General features: G+C 63.1%; 12 protein-coding genes. 7 read left to right on the top strand and 5 right to left on the bottom strand.

Annotated elements, in window-relative coordinates; translation table 11 throughout:
* Positions 1–9: 9 nt before the first annotated feature.
* Positions 10–735 carry a 3'(2'),5'-bisphosphate nucleotidase CysQ gene (locus A5634_RS19315; RefSeq protein ID WP_065145638.1) on the top strand — a complete coding sequence of 242 codons (726 nt, stop codon included), beginning with the start codon at positions 10–12 and terminating at the stop codon, positions 733–735.
* An 87-nt stretch (positions 736–822) separates the two neighbouring features.
* Here A5634_RS19315 and A5634_RS19310 read toward each other — a convergent pair whose 3' ends face one another.
* Positions 823–1689: a hypothetical protein gene (locus A5634_RS19310; RefSeq protein ID WP_081290536.1), complete on the bottom strand. Its 867-nt coding sequence runs from the start codon at positions 1687–1689 to the stop codon at positions 823–825.
* Positions 1690–1783: 94 nt separating this feature from the next.
* Here A5634_RS19310 and A5634_RS19305 point away from each other — a divergent pair, with 94 nt between their 5' ends.
* Complete coding sequence (locus A5634_RS19305) at positions 1784–2311, top strand: PadR family transcriptional regulator (RefSeq protein ID WP_065145650.1); 528 nt, start codon at positions 1784–1786, stop codon at positions 2309–2311.
* 12 nt (positions 2312–2323) lie between these two features.
* Here the strand turns inward: A5634_RS19305 and A5634_RS19300 are convergent, their stop codons facing one another.
* The gene (locus tag A5634_RS19300; RefSeq protein WP_065145637.1) at positions 2324–3535 is read right to left on the bottom strand and encodes a MalY/PatB family protein; all 1212 of its coding nucleotides are present in this window, start codon (positions 3533–3535) and stop codon (positions 2324–2326) included.
* A gap of 316 nt (positions 3536–3851) precedes the next feature.
* Here A5634_RS19300 and A5634_RS19295 point away from each other — a divergent pair, with 316 nt between their 5' ends.
* Positions 3852–4913: an NAD(P)H-dependent amine dehydrogenase family protein gene (locus A5634_RS19295; RefSeq protein WP_065145636.1), complete on the top strand. Its 1062-nt coding sequence runs from the start codon at positions 3852–3854 to the stop codon at positions 4911–4913.
* Positions 4914–4972: 59 nt separating this feature from the next.
* Here the strand turns inward: A5634_RS19295 and A5634_RS19290 are convergent, their stop codons facing one another.
* The gene (locus A5634_RS19290; RefSeq protein WP_065145635.1) at positions 4973–5818 is read right to left on the bottom strand and encodes an SDR family oxidoreductase; all 846 of its coding nucleotides are present in this window, start codon (positions 5816–5818) and stop codon (positions 4973–4975) included.
* 141 nt (positions 5819–5959) lie between these two features.
* Here A5634_RS19290 and A5634_RS19285 point away from each other — a divergent pair, with 141 nt between their 5' ends.
* The 3 genes from A5634_RS19285 (at position 5960) to A5634_RS19275 (ending at position 9186) form a co-directional block, all read left to right on the top strand.
* Positions 5960–6955, top strand: a complete 996-nt coding sequence (locus tag A5634_RS19285; RefSeq protein WP_065145634.1) for an LLM class flavin-dependent oxidoreductase — start codon at positions 5960–5962, stop codon at positions 6953–6955.
* Complete coding sequence (locus A5634_RS19280; RefSeq protein ID WP_065145633.1) at positions 6952–8139, top strand: cytochrome P450; 1188 nt, start codon at positions 6952–6954, stop codon at positions 8137–8139. The genes A5634_RS19285 and A5634_RS19280 overlap by 4 nt, the downstream gene beginning before the upstream one ends.
* 240 nt (positions 8140–8379) lie before the next feature.
* Positions 8380–9186 (top strand): MBL fold metallo-hydrolase, encoded by an 807-nt coding sequence (locus A5634_RS19275; RefSeq protein ID WP_065145632.1) that lies wholly within the window; start codon positions 8380–8382, stop codon positions 9184–9186.
* Here A5634_RS19275 and A5634_RS19270 read toward each other — a convergent pair.
* The gene (locus tag A5634_RS19270) at positions 9183–10166 is read right to left on the bottom strand and encodes an alpha/beta fold hydrolase (protein ID WP_065145631.1); all 984 of its coding nucleotides are present in this window, start codon (positions 10164–10166) and stop codon (positions 9183–9185) included. The genes A5634_RS19275 and A5634_RS19270 overlap by 4 nt on opposite strands.
* An 11-nt stretch (positions 10167–10177) precedes the next feature.
* Entirely contained in the window at positions 10178–11521 is a 1344-nt protein-coding gene (locus A5634_RS19265; protein ID WP_301337117.1) for a M23 family metallopeptidase, read from the bottom strand.
* Between the two features lie 255 nt (positions 11522–11776).
* Between A5634_RS19265 and A5634_RS27585 the strand changes: the two genes are divergently transcribed.
* Positions 11777–12727: a phosphorylase family protein gene (locus tag A5634_RS27585; RefSeq protein WP_253861763.1), complete on the top strand. Its 951-nt coding sequence runs from the start codon at positions 11777–11779 to the stop codon at positions 12725–12727.
* Positions 12728–12758: the final 31 nt, after the last annotated feature.

Below are 12758 nucleotides of genomic sequence, written 5' to 3'. Positions count from 1 at the left end.
GTCAATTGCATGAACGACCATGAACTGGCCGCGCAGTTGGCCACCGACGCCGGCCGACTGCTGCTCACCGTCCGGGAGGAATTCGCCAACGCCGAACCAGCTGAGCGGAAAGCGGCCGGGGACAAGCGATCTCATGACTTTCTGATGGAAGCGCTGGGCCGCGAGCGACCCGACGACGCGGTCTTGTCCGAGGAGGGCGCCGACGACCCGGTCCGGTTGCGCTCGACGCGGGTGTGGATCGTCGACCCGCTGGACGGCACTCGGGAGTTCTCCGAACTCGACCGCGCCGACTGGGCCGTGCATGTCGCGCTCTGGGAGGCGGGTGAGTTGGTGGCCGGCGCGGTGGCCCTGCCGGCGCAGGGGGCCACCCTGGCGACTCCCCAGGTCGAGCCACCGCCGACGGCTCCCGACAAACCGCGCATCGTGGTGTCGCGTACGCGTCCGCCCGCGATCGCCTTGGCGGTCCGCGATGCGCTGGGTGGCACCTTGGTCGAAATGGGTTCTGCCGGAGCCAAAGTCGCCTCGATTGTGCAGGGTCTCGCCGATGTGTACGTCCATGCCGGCGGTCAGTTCGAATGGGACTCGGCGGCCCCGGTGGCGGTCGCACGGGCGGCCGGTCTGCACACCTCGCGCATCGACGGTTCGGCGTTGGCCTACAACCAGCCCGATCCCAAGCTCCCGGACCTGGTGGTATGCCGTCCCGAATTCGCCCCCGCCGTCCTGGCGGTCACCTGAGGTTGCGCGAGGTTGCGCGAGCAGACGCAGAATCACCCTGGAACACGCGTTCCAGGGTGATTCTGCGTCTGCTCGCGGGGGGTGCGGTTACTGCTCCGGGAGGAACTTCGCCAAGACCCCGGACGCCACGCTGCCGCCGATTATCAGCGCGATGCCGATGGTGAAGTCGATGGATCCGGTAATCAGACCCACCACACCGGTGACGATGACGAACGTCGGCAGCCATTCGACGAGCCGCAGAGCCGACGGCACCTCCGCCTCCTCGCCGTTGTCGAGATCGAACATGGCCGTGGCGTAGTCCGGGTAGAACTCGGTGAATGCGACGGCGAAGAAGATCGCCGCTAGTTGCAGGATCCAACCGGTCCAGAAGTTCTCGGCGTCGTGCAGGACCTGGGCGCCGACGAAGCCGGCTGCGGCGGTGAAGGTGAACGCGCTCGCCCACACGGCACTGATCACCGTGTTGATCCGCTTGAACAGTGGGCTGTCCCAATGTTCTTGCGGCGTGGTGTCTTTGGCGTAAGCCATGGTGAACGGACGACGGATCAACAGGGTGAACCACGCGAATAGGGCCAACGAGATGTTGGTCAGTTCACCGGACCACACTTCCAGGAACCGGATCACGTTGTCAGTGGCGAGCAGTCCGACGATGGCCAACGCGCCGAAGAACACCGCACCGAAGATCTCCAGCAGGTGGATCTTGATGCCGCGGGCTGCTCCGATGAGCATGACCAGCACTGAGAAGCCGAGTGCGGATACCACCGCAACCTCGTAGCGACCAGGCGCGGCCAGGATCGACAACAGCGCCCAGGGGGCGATACCGGCAAACGGCGACTTGAGAAAGCCGTCCAGCAGACCGCCGACGCCACGGCGTTCGGTGTTTGGCTGGTCGTTCGACTGCTGCGCGTTGCGGTCGATGCAGAAGGCAGGCGCGTCGCGGCGGACTGACTGGGTCATTTTCGACTCCCGAGATATTACGTTCCAATTTCGACCTGTCTATGCTGACATGTCAGTAAGTGACATGTCAATAGTATACGGTTAGTATGGCGTGGTGAGCTTACGACATGCGGCGTTGGGATTACTGTCCCAGGAACCTGGCAGTGGCTATGACCTGCTGAAACGGTTTAAAGACTCGATGGACAACATGTGGCCCGCCACCCAGAGTCAGCTGTACGGCGAACTCAACAAGCTCGCCAATACGGGCTTGATCAAGGTGTCCGACGTGGGCCCTCGGGGCCGCAAGGAGTACGCGATCACCGATGCCGGGCGCGCCGAGTTGCACCGGTGGATGCTGTCTCCGCAGGAGGACCCGCCGATCCGCAACGCCGCGATCCTGCGCGTTTTCCTCCTTGGCCAACTCGAACCCGCCCAGGCAAAGGAATACCTCGAGTCACTGCTGGCTGTGTCGGAGAAGGAGCACGCGCATTACCAGGAGATCCTCGACGCCTACGACTGGTCCATCGACGACGAAGCTTTCTTCGCCCGCGCCGCCCTGGAGCAGGGGCTGCGCTGGACCCAGCATGAGATCGAATGGGCGCACTGGGTCATCGATGGACTGAACAAGCGCGCAACGCCCTAGGCGTTGATTAGCTCAGGTCAGGCCGCCGTTGCGAAGCGCGATGCCCATACGCGACACGGCATCGGTCAGAATCGCCCGTGAGGTAGCGAAATTCAATCGCACATGCCCCGACCCGCCGGTGCCGAACACATGCCCCGAGCTGAGCGCCACCCGGGCGCGGTCCCTAAACCAGCGGGCCGGCCCGGCCAGGTCGGACACTACCTTGATGCCCTCGGTATGGGCCTCGTCGAATCCGAGTTCGCGGCAATCTAACCAGGCCAGGTATGTTCCCTGCGGTCGGAGTAGGCGCACCCCGGGGAGATGTTCGGTCACCAGATCGCCGAGCAGCCTTCGGTTTTCGTCGAGCCCCCGCAACAGCGCGTCCAGCCAGTCATCGCCCGAAGCGAAGGCTGCGGTATGTGCGATCAGGCCCAGATGGCTCGCCCCGTGCCCGACTTCCTCGGGCATCCGTCGCAACTCGGCGGCCGACTCCGGACCGGCAATGGCCAGGGCAGCCTTGAGTCCCGCGAGGTTCCAGGCCTTGGACGCCGACATCAGCGCGAGTGCGTTCTCCGCCCCGGGGACGCTGAGGTAGGGGGTGAAGCGTGCGCCGGAAAAGACTAGTGGAGCGTGTATTTCATCGGACACAACTCGAATGTCATAGCGGCGCGCACATTCGGCGACGCTGCGCAGTTCCGCTGCGGTGTGCACCGCACCAGTCGGATTATGAGGATTGCACAACAGGTAGGCGGCCTTGCCGTGTGCGCCGGCCGCACGCCGAGCTTGTGCGAACGCATCTTCCAACGCGCCCAGGTCAATTCGGCCATCGGGCCCCAGCGGAGCTTCGACCACCGCGCGGCCGTCATGGGACACGAACGCGTAAAACGGAGCGTAGACAGGGGAATTGACGATGACGGTATCGCCGCGGTCGGTGACGAGCCGCAGCATCTCGACGACGCCGAGCATCACGTCGGGCACTACGCGGGTGCGGCCGATCGACATTTCTTCCCATTGCCAGTGCCGCGCCGCGAATTCGCTGACTGCCTTGGCATAGCCCTTGCCGTGCGGGTAACCGGTGTCGCCCGCGTCGACGGCGCGGTGGAGGGCCTCGGCAATGGTCGGTGCGAGGTTGACGTCCATCTCCGCGACCCACAACGGCAACACGTCGGGCGGATGCGCACGCCACTTCATGCTGGTGCGACGGCGCAGTTGCTCGAGTGTCAACTCCTCGAGCGGATTACGCATCACCCGCGGATTTTAGCCGAGTGTCTCTGGCACCGACACGCGCGGCGTGTCGCACCATCGCCACTTCCAGCGTCCGGTTGGTAACCGCACGCCCGTAGGTCGACGGGTCAAGCGATGAACCCGAGCGCGAACAAATGTTAGGTTAAGTTGGCGATGATGTTCACGAGGTTCACCATGTGGTCCGACGTGCGAGTGCCATGCCGGGGCGCGTCAGCCGACGACCGCTACGACGCCGCGATCGACAGGTGCAACTTGACCGTGGCGTGGCCTCACCGCGAAATTGCCGCTGCGGCGGACCGCCGATAAGGAGACGTCGATGCGTGTCGTGGTGTGGTCGACGGGGGGAGTCGGATCGATCGCAATCGACGCCTTGCGGTACCGTCCGGACTTGGAACTCGTTGGGGTGTGGGTACATTCAGCCGACAAGGTGGGTCGTGACGCCGGCGAACTGGCGGGTGGTGAGCCGTTGGGGCTGGCTGCCACCAATGATGCCGACGCGTTGATCGCCTTGCGGCCCGACTGCGTGGTGTATGCCGCCAGCGGTCCCGAACGCGACGGCGCCGCCGTGCCTGATTACCTGCGCCTGTTGACCGCCGGGATCAACGTCGTCTCGACGTCGTCGACGAGTCTTGTTTATCCGCCGACCTATTTCGCCCCGGACTGGCGCGATCAACTGGCACAGGTGGCGACCCAGGGCAACGCATCGCTCTACGTCTCGGGCATCTTTCCCGGCTTCGCCTCCGACGAGTTGGCACTATTGATGACCACCCAGTCCAAGCGCATCCGCAGCATCACGGTCAGCGAGGTTGCGCTCAACGACCATTACCCGGTGGCAGACGTGATGATGGACGGCATGGGCTTTGCTCGCCCCCTGGACTTCGAACCGATGCTCAAGACGCCCGGCTTTCTCGAGATGGCTTGGAAGGCACCGATATCCCTGATCGCGCAAGGTCTCGGCGTCGAAGTGCGAGAGGTGCGCGGCACGTTCGACCGCCGGCTGACCGACTGCGACATCGAGGTGGCGTTCGGCACTGTCCCCGCCGGGACCTGTGGCGCGGTGCGCACCCGGGCCGCCGGCGTGGTCAACGATCGCGAAGCCATCGTGGTCGAACACATCATCCGGATGGCACGCGACGTTGCACCCGACTGGCCGACCTCGGAGTGCGATGCCACTTACCGGGTCGACATCGACGGCGATCCCGACGTGCACTGCGTGCTGACCCTCGGCGACGCCGAAGGCCATGGTGCCGGACGCGCGGCAATGGCGGCCACTGCGATGCGGGTGGTCAACGCCATCCCCTACGTCGTCGCCGCGGGCCCGGGCCTGCTCAGCTCGCTGGACATCCCGACGACGTTGCCGCGGTACGCCTTTGACTAGTGAGCACCCTGGAACGCGCGTTCCGGGGTGCTTTCGCGTCTGCTCGTCGGGTCGACCGGTCAGGCCAGTTGGACCCGCCCCGTGATCAGATCCATGATCGCCTTGCCCGGCGCGTATGACCCGGTGATGGACGCCATCGCGTGACCCTGGTCGACGTTCAGCGTGATTCCGTTGATGGACGCCGAGGCGGCACTGTTGAGCATGATCATCGCCTTGCCGATGTCCTCGGGCGTCAGCGTTGCGGTGCCGGTGTCATCGCGGTAGTCCTGGGCAAAGGTCAGCCACAGGTCGGCATTCGCACGAGCCAGGGGAGTGTCGGTGGGACCGGGGCACACCGCGTTGATCCGCACGCCCTTCTTCTGGAAGTGGTAGCCCTGCCAGGCGACGTAGCCGTTGATCGCCTTCTTGCTGAAGCCGTAGTGGATGAGGCCCTGCGCCTCGCGCTCCTGGCACCAGTCGTGCGCCGCCTTGTAGTCGACCGTGGCCAGGAAATCCTGAACCAGCTCCAGGTCGTTTTCCCAGCCCATTCCGGCCACCGAGGAGATGAAGCAGATGGCCGCGCCGCGCTGCAGCAGGTCTTTGGCGAACAACCGCTCGATGAGATGGCGGTGCCCGATGAAGTTGACCCGCATCAGCTTCGGGCCGTCGGCGACGCCCGCCGCGGAGAACAACGAATGGACCGGCCCGTCGAGTTGGTCGACGGCCTGGTCGATCGAATCCTGGTCACTGAGGTCTAACGGGATCGTCTGGTCGGTATCGAACTCGACGGGGGCGAAATCCATCACGGTGACGTGCGCACCCAGGGACTTCGCGATCTGTGCCGCAGCGGCGCCCATACCGGTCGCACCACCGACCACCAGGACGCGCTTTCCTTCATAGCCTAATAAGTCTGACGCCGTCGTCATCTTTCCCCTTTTCCCTGGTGGCTCATCCACCGACGTTACAGTATCCGGACTAGATGTAAGTTTCAATTGGTATGGTTGACCGCACTCAAGCGTCCCACGTAGCGTACGTGAGACAAATATTAGGTTTGCCTAGGAGTGGCTGTGTTCACGCTGCGCTTCGACATGCGGGCTCCGGCTTTCGGGGCCGATCCGGCGGAGTTGTACGCGGCGGTGCCGCAGATGTGCGCATGGGGAGAGGACAACGGCTGCCTGGCCGCGGTGCTGTGCGAACACCATGGATCCGAGGACGGTTATTTGCCGTCGCCACTGCTGCTGGCGTCGGCGATAGCGGCGCGCACCGAAAAGTTGGCCCTGAGCCTGATTCTGATTCTGCCGTTCTACAACCCGGTGCGGCTTGCCGAGGACATGACGGTGCTCGACATCGTCAGTAACGGGCGCACGTCCTACATCATGGCGCTGGGTTACCGGCCCGAAGAGTACGACATCTTCGGCTTGGAGCTAGGCGATCGGGGCCGACTGGCCGACGAGAAGCTTGGCCTGCTGCGTCGGCTGCTCAACGGAGAAAAGGTGGTTGAAGGCGAGCGTCAAATCTTTGTGACGCCGCAGCCGCTGACTCCTGGTGGGCCGGCGATGATGTGGGGCGGCGGAAGTCTGGCGGCCGCGCGTCGGGCTGGTCGCTATGGGCTGGGAATGTTGGCCAATGCCAACATTCCGGGCATGCGGGAGGCATACGAGGATTCCTGCCGCAAGCACGGCTATCAGCCCGGGTCGGCATTTTTTCCGGATCGCAACACCCCGTCGGTCACATTTGTTGCTGACGACGTGGAACAGGCGTGGTCGGAGCTCGGTGAGCATCTGCTGCACGACGCGCGAACCTATGCGGCCTGGAACCCGGGCAATGAAACATCAGCGGGTTTCTCCCACGTCAACACGATCGACGAACTGCGCGAAACGGGAAAGTCGCACGTGATAATTACGGTCGAGGAAGCCATTTCCCGAGTGCGTGCCGGCAAGATGCTGACCTTGTCGCCGTTATGTGGTGGTCTGTCGCCCGAAGTGGCATGGCCTTATCTCAAGCGGGTGGGCGAGGTAGTCCTGCCCGAAGCTGCCCGTCGGGTAGACGCGGAGACCGCATGACATCCACCGAGATCTACTACGACCCATTCGATTTCGACATCGATGACGACCCGTATCCGATCTGGAAGCGGATGCGCGACGAAGTCCCGCTGTACTACAACGAAAAGTACAACTTCTACGCGCTGAGCCGCTATGAGGACGTCGCGCCGGAGCTGACGAACTGGGAGACCTACCGGTCGGGCCGCGGTACCACGATGGACATCATCATGAGCGGTGTCCAGGTGCCACCCGGCGTGATCCTGTTCGAGGATCCGCCGCTGCACGATCTGCATCGCCGGTTGTTGTCAAGGGTTTTCACGCCACGGCGGATGGAAGCGATCGAGCCGCTGACCCGCGACTTCTGTGTGCGCGCCCTCGACCCGTTGGTGGGATCCGGCAGATTCGACTTCATCGAGAACCTTGGCTCGATGATCCCGATGCGCACCATCGGTTACCTGCTGGGCATTCCCGAGGAAAACCAGGCTGACATCCGGGATCGCGGCGGGCGCGCAATCAACTTGCGCGAGGGCACGTTTCGAACGATCGACGATGACCTGTTCGAAAAGAGCTACGAGGTCTTCTCCGACTACATTGATTGGCGCACAGAGCATCCATCCGACGATCTGATGACCCAACTGCTCAACGCCGAGATCGAAGAAAACGGAATCACCCGGCGACTGGAACGCACCGAAGTGCTGATGTATACCAGCATGATTGCCGGCGCCGGCAATGAAACCACCACCCGACTAATCGGTTTCATCGGACAACTGCTCGCCGATCATCCCGATCAGCGCAGCGAGATCGTGGGGAACCCGGCACTGATTCCCATGGCGATCGAAGAGGTGCTGCGCTACGAGGCGCCTTCACCGGTACAGGCCCGCTATGTCGCGCGGGACGTCTCATGCCGTGACACCGTGATCCCTGAGGGCTCGATCATGTTGCTACTCAATGGATCAGCGAACCGCGACGAGCGCAAGTACGTCGACGGCGAAACCTTCGACATCCATCGTGGCGCGGCGCATCTGAGCTTTGGGCATGGCCTGCACTTCTGTTTGGGCTCGGCGTTGGCGCGCATGCAGGCGCGGGTGGCTCTGGAGGAGGTCATCAAGCGCTGGCCGGACTGGGAAGTCGACTATGCCAACGCTGCCAAAGCGCATACCAGCAGTGTGCGCGGTTGGGCGAAATTGCCGGTCATCACGGGGTAGCGGCGCGTAGTTTCGCCCGGCTTGCAAACTGGGTCCGGAGTGTCCGGGACGGGTACATGTTTGCCCGCCTCTGAGCGACAGCTTCGATCTCAGCCGCTCCCGGACGTGCGCAGTCGCTCGGAGGCGGGCAAATGTAGTACTGCCCGGCCGCAGTTACGCCAGTGAAGCGGCCAGTACCCGCAGGTCGATCCCCGAGTGAATCAGGTTTGCACTCGATTTCTCCGGGAACCCGCAGCAACCATGGAGATAACGGTCACCTTTGTCGGCAATGCCACCACGCTGATCCGTGCCGGTGACATCACCGTCCTGACGGATCCGAACTTCCTGCACCAGGGCCAGCGCGCGTACCTGGGCCACGGTTTGGTGTCCAAGCGCCGCAAGGAACCGGCGCTTTCGGTCGAAGAGTTGCCACCGGTGGATGCGGTCGTGCTCTCCCACATGCACGGTGACCATTGGGACCGTGTCACCGAAAAGCATCTCGATCGGCAACTGCCTATCCTGACCACACCGGCAGCCGCGAAAAGACTGCACCAGAAAGGGTTTGAGCGCGCCAGCGCAATGTCGACGTGGCAGACGCAGACCGTCGGGAAAGGGCCTGTCAAGCTCACGGTAACGTCGCTGCCCGGGCGTCACGCACCGACCTGGGCGAATCGTCTGTTGCCGCCGGTGATGGGCAGCATGCTCGAATTCGAGACGGACCAGGGTCCGGGTCGGCGTCGGCTCTACATATCTGGCGATACCTTGCTCGTCGACGAACTCGGCGAGATCGCCGTTAGGTTCGAGGCCATCGACGCGGGAATCCTGCACCTGGGCGGGACACGACTGCCGGCCGGGGCGAAGTTGCCGTTCGGGCTCACCGTGACGATGGACGCCCAGCAAGGTACCGGGCTCGTCGAACGGCTGAATCTGCCAAAGGTGATCCCGGTCCACTTCGACGACTACACCGTCTTCGCCTCGCCGTTGGCTGATTTCAAGCACGAAATGCGGCGCCGTGGTCTCGACCACCGCATTGTAGAGATCGAACGTGGCGCCTCGGTGTCGCTTTAGGCCTGATCCACCAGAACCGCGCCCTCGCTACGATCACCGAGCGTCTGCAATTTCAGCGCAATGTCCTTGCCTTGCGCGGTGAGCCGAATGATCTGAGCGAGTTCTCCGGGGGCGTCGCACTGCAGGTAGTGATCGGCGCCCGGCACCACCCAGTAGCGACTCTGGCCCTGCATGCCGCGCAGGTAGGTCTGCCACACATGGTTCGCGACCCGCAGTGGGGCAACTGCATCGTGCAGTCCCCAGACTAGCGTGACGTTGACGCAAAGTTCGGAAAGTTCTTTCAGCCAACGCTTTTCATCCGCGGCGCGCTCGTGCAGATACTGAATGGTGTCCGGTAAGACCCGGATTCCGTCATTGTAAGCGAACGTCTTTGCCAGAGCGGCGATCTCGGGATGCTCCAGAGGGCGGCGCGGCATGAACGTGGTGAACCCGAGGCCGGCGGCCAGCAGCTCTGGCGTTGTCTCGGCGGCGGCGGCCCGGCCTGTTGCGTCGTCGAGGAGCGCGGTCTGGAACGTGGTGAGGTTGGACAGCGGCAGGTAGATGTTACCGTTGGTGATGATGAGATCAGTTGGCAGCAATGACTTTTCAGCAAGCAGCCCCATCGCGATCATGCCGACGCTGCAGCCTCGATCGTGGGTGATCATTCGATAGTCGCGCAGCTTCCACACCTCGGTGATCGCGTGTGTCAACAGCCGCGCATCGTCGTACAACGAGTAGACGTAGGGCTCCGGTGGTTTGTCGGACACGCCGTAGCCGGGAAAGTCCAGGGTGAAGATCTCGAAGTCTTCACCCAGTTCGCGAGCCAACGCGTAGTAGTCGATGCTCGATGTCGGAAAGCCGTGTACGCACACCAGAGCCGGCGCCCCGGGCGTGCCGTAGCGACGGAGGAAAATCGAGACAGCTTGCCCGTCGTTGGCCTCGGTGGTGGATCGCCAGCTCAATTCCGTTCCGCCGGTGTGCCATTCCACAAAGAGGTCCATGGTTCGGCCTTTCAGGTGAGCGGGAACGTTACGACAGCCAGTAACAACGGTAGTTGGTTGTTTTTGAGTTGAGGTCCGGCGAGCATGTCAGGGCCGAAGAATGAGCCGCTTAGGTAGTTGTCGGCGTTCCACACCTGATCGGCGTTGAGCTGGCCCTGGTAACTGAAACCTTCCAGTACGTAAGGCAAAGCATCGGCCTCGAAGAGCGAAGGGCCGCTCATCAGTTGGAAGTGCAGGTGCGGTGCGTTGGAGTTACCGGTGTTGCCCAGCTTGGCGATCTGCTGGCCCTTCTTGACCTTGTCTCCGGGCTTCACCATCAGCGACCCCTGGATCAAGTGGGCGTACATGGCGTACACACCGTCGCCGAGGTCCATGATGATGTGATTGCCGTCAACGTTGTCCACCGTCAGCTTGGCGGCCAGCTCGGGTACCGATGCGGGAAGGATGCCCGGCACGTTGGCTTCGACGCTGTCCAACGTGGAGACGATGGTGCCGTCGGCGACCGCGTAGATCGCTGATCCGTAGTCGACGTAGCTTTCGTTCTTAGTCCGGTCTCCGCTGTAGAAGTTGCCCTGGTCGTTCATTCGCATCCAGTCGATCGCGAAGCGCTGGCTGTTGTTGAGCTTCATGTTCAGCGGCAGGATCGCGTCGCGGTGCGCCCAGCCCGGATCGCAGCAGCCGTTGAAGGCGACCCAGTTGTTGCCCCGCAGCGGCGGGGCGATGACCCGTGGCGTTCCGGCCGAGATCAGAAACGGTGCGCCCAAAGTGTCGATCGGGCTCGGGTCGGCGGAGGCGCCCGGGTTGACCACCCCGGTGCCGTGCAGTCGCAGCATCACCGCCTTGGGGAAGTCGGAAAGATTGTCCAGCTTGAAGTCGAGTAGCAGCGAACGCGATGTTCCCGGCGCGATGGTGAAGTCCGGTGCCGGCGCGGATGGAAGTACCCGCAGTCGGTTGCAGTTGCCGAAATTGCAAGCGGGATCGACCAATTGGTTGCCAGAGAAGGTGGCGAGAATCTTCTTGGGGTCTTGCGCGTCTACGACGTCGACGGCGGTGAGGGTGGCCGGTGCTGCCGTCGAGTTGGTGACCTGCGTGTCGAAAGCCAGGTGATACTTGTCGTCGGTGCCGGGGAAGGGGAACGTCGGTCGGCTAATAGGGGACAGCGTCAATGGAGTGAAAGCATCTGGGACGGTGATGCCGGTGAGCGGGTCGGACTTTGTCGGCGCGCTCGCAGGGGCGGGCGGTGTCGGTTTGGACGTGCAGGCAGCGAGCGCGATGATCAACGCCACCATCGCCAAGCTCTTCCACGGGGATCTGCGTGAGCGCCGTCGCGCCATAATGGCTGCCTCCTTATTCACCCGGGCTGAGCATAACGGTGCCACGGGTAGCCGTTCACTGATCGACCGATCACGCATTTGCGCGACTGGCGAGCAGTTGTAGAGACGCTGGGTCGCGATTGCGTCACGACATGAAATCACTAGTCAAAAAGAACGATAACGAATATCCAACTCTTGGCCGTGTCGCGCGAAAATCAAGCCTTAATGGTTTTGGTCTTGCTCAAGCGTTTTCGTGCCGTTTTCATCGTGTCCGTCGCGATATGCCTCGGAGGCGGGATGGCAGGTGCCAATCCCGGGGGTATGGCTGAGGTGACGATGGCCGGATGTGAACAGCGGACGCTGGTGCTGACGGCGTTTCCCGCTGAGGCGGACGCGGTGCTTGCGCACACCATGCTGGAACCGAATCCCGTTGGGGTGTATGACAGGCAGTACTACTATCGCGGTTCGATCGCCGGCAAGAAGGTGCTCGTAGCGATGACCGGCATCGGTCTGGTGAACGCCACCCGCGTCACCGAGGCTGCCCTGAACCGCTTCACCTGCTCCTCAGGCATGGCCGTTGGGGCCGTGCTGTTTTCGGGAGTTGCCGGTGGGGCCGGGCGAACCAGCATCGGTGACGTCGCGGTGCCGGCGCAGTGGACCGTGGACAACGGAACCAGCTACACCCCGGTCGATCCGGGCATGCTTGCGGTGGCCCAGGCGCTGACGGTCAACCTCAGCAGCGTCAACAACCTAGGCAACCCGATGTGTCTGTGCCGTCACGTTCCCACCGTCAAACTGATCGATCTGAAACGGGTGCCGCAATTGTTCGTGGGCGGCAACGGGTACAGCCACGACTCCAACAATGGTCAGGCTTTTCCCTGCGTGCCCAACACCGGCGACGTTTTTGGCTGCCAACCCTGCAGTCCGCCCGGTCGCTCGCTGTTATACAGCGGCAACTTCTTTCAAGCGATCGGCCCTTTTCTGGCCAAGGGATTGCTGAGCAACCTGAACATCCAGACTGCCGAAAACCCGGCCTTCGACGCGGTGGATCAGGAGACCGCCGCCGCGCTGGCCGTGGCCACCAAGCACAGCGTGCCGTTCCTGGGCATCCGCGGCATGTCGGATGGGCCCGGTGATCCGCTTGGCCTGCCGGGCTTTCCGTTCCAGTTCTTCTTCTACAAACAGATCGCGGCGGAAAACGCGGCGCGGGTGGTCGAAGCGTTCATGACGAGCTGGACCGGGCCGTGAGATTTGCGACGCTGTCGCTCGGAGGCGGGCA

The sequence above is a fragment of the Mycobacterium asiaticum genome, from assembly GCF_001673365.1.
Taxonomy (GTDB): domain Bacteria; phylum Actinomycetota; class Actinomycetes; order Mycobacteriales; family Mycobacteriaceae; genus Mycobacterium; species Mycobacterium asiaticum_A.
This window is presented reverse-complemented; position numbering and strand designations above follow the sequence as displayed.

Excerpts from the sequence above, each read along its gene's own strand:
- A5634_RS19275 (WP_065145632.1), top strand. The coding sequence starts at position 8,380 with ATGGAGATAACGGTCACCTTTGTCGGCAATGCCACCACGCTGATCCGT.
- A5634_RS19295 (WP_065145636.1), top strand. The coding sequence starts at position 3,852 with ATGCGTGTCGTGGTGTGGTCGACGGGGGGAGTCGGATCGATCGCAATC.
- A5634_RS19280 (WP_065145633.1), top strand. The coding sequence starts at position 6,952 with ATGACATCCACCGAGATCTACTACGACCCATTCGATTTCGACATCGAT.
- A5634_RS19315 (WP_065145638.1), top strand. The coding sequence starts at position 10 with ATGAACGACCATGAACTGGCCGCGCAGTTGGCCACCGACGCCGGCCGA.
- A5634_RS19290 (WP_065145635.1), bottom strand. The coding sequence starts at position 5,818 with ATGACGACGGCGTCAGACTTATTAGGCTATGAAGGAAAGCGCGTCCTG.
- A5634_RS19270 (WP_065145631.1), bottom strand. The coding sequence starts at position 10,166 with ATGGACCTCTTTGTGGAATGGCACACCGGCGGAACGGAATTGAGCTGG.
- A5634_RS19300 (WP_065145637.1), bottom strand. The coding sequence starts at position 3,535 with ATGCGTAATCCGCTCGAGGAGTTGACACTCGAGCAACTGCGCCGTCGC.
- A5634_RS19310 (WP_081290536.1), bottom strand. The coding sequence starts at position 1,689 with ATGACCCAGTCAGTCCGCCGCGACGCGCCTGCCTTCTGCATCGACCGC.
- A5634_RS27585 (WP_253861763.1), top strand. The coding sequence starts at position 11,777 with ATGGCAGGTGCCAATCCCGGGGGTATGGCTGAGGTGACGATGGCCGGA.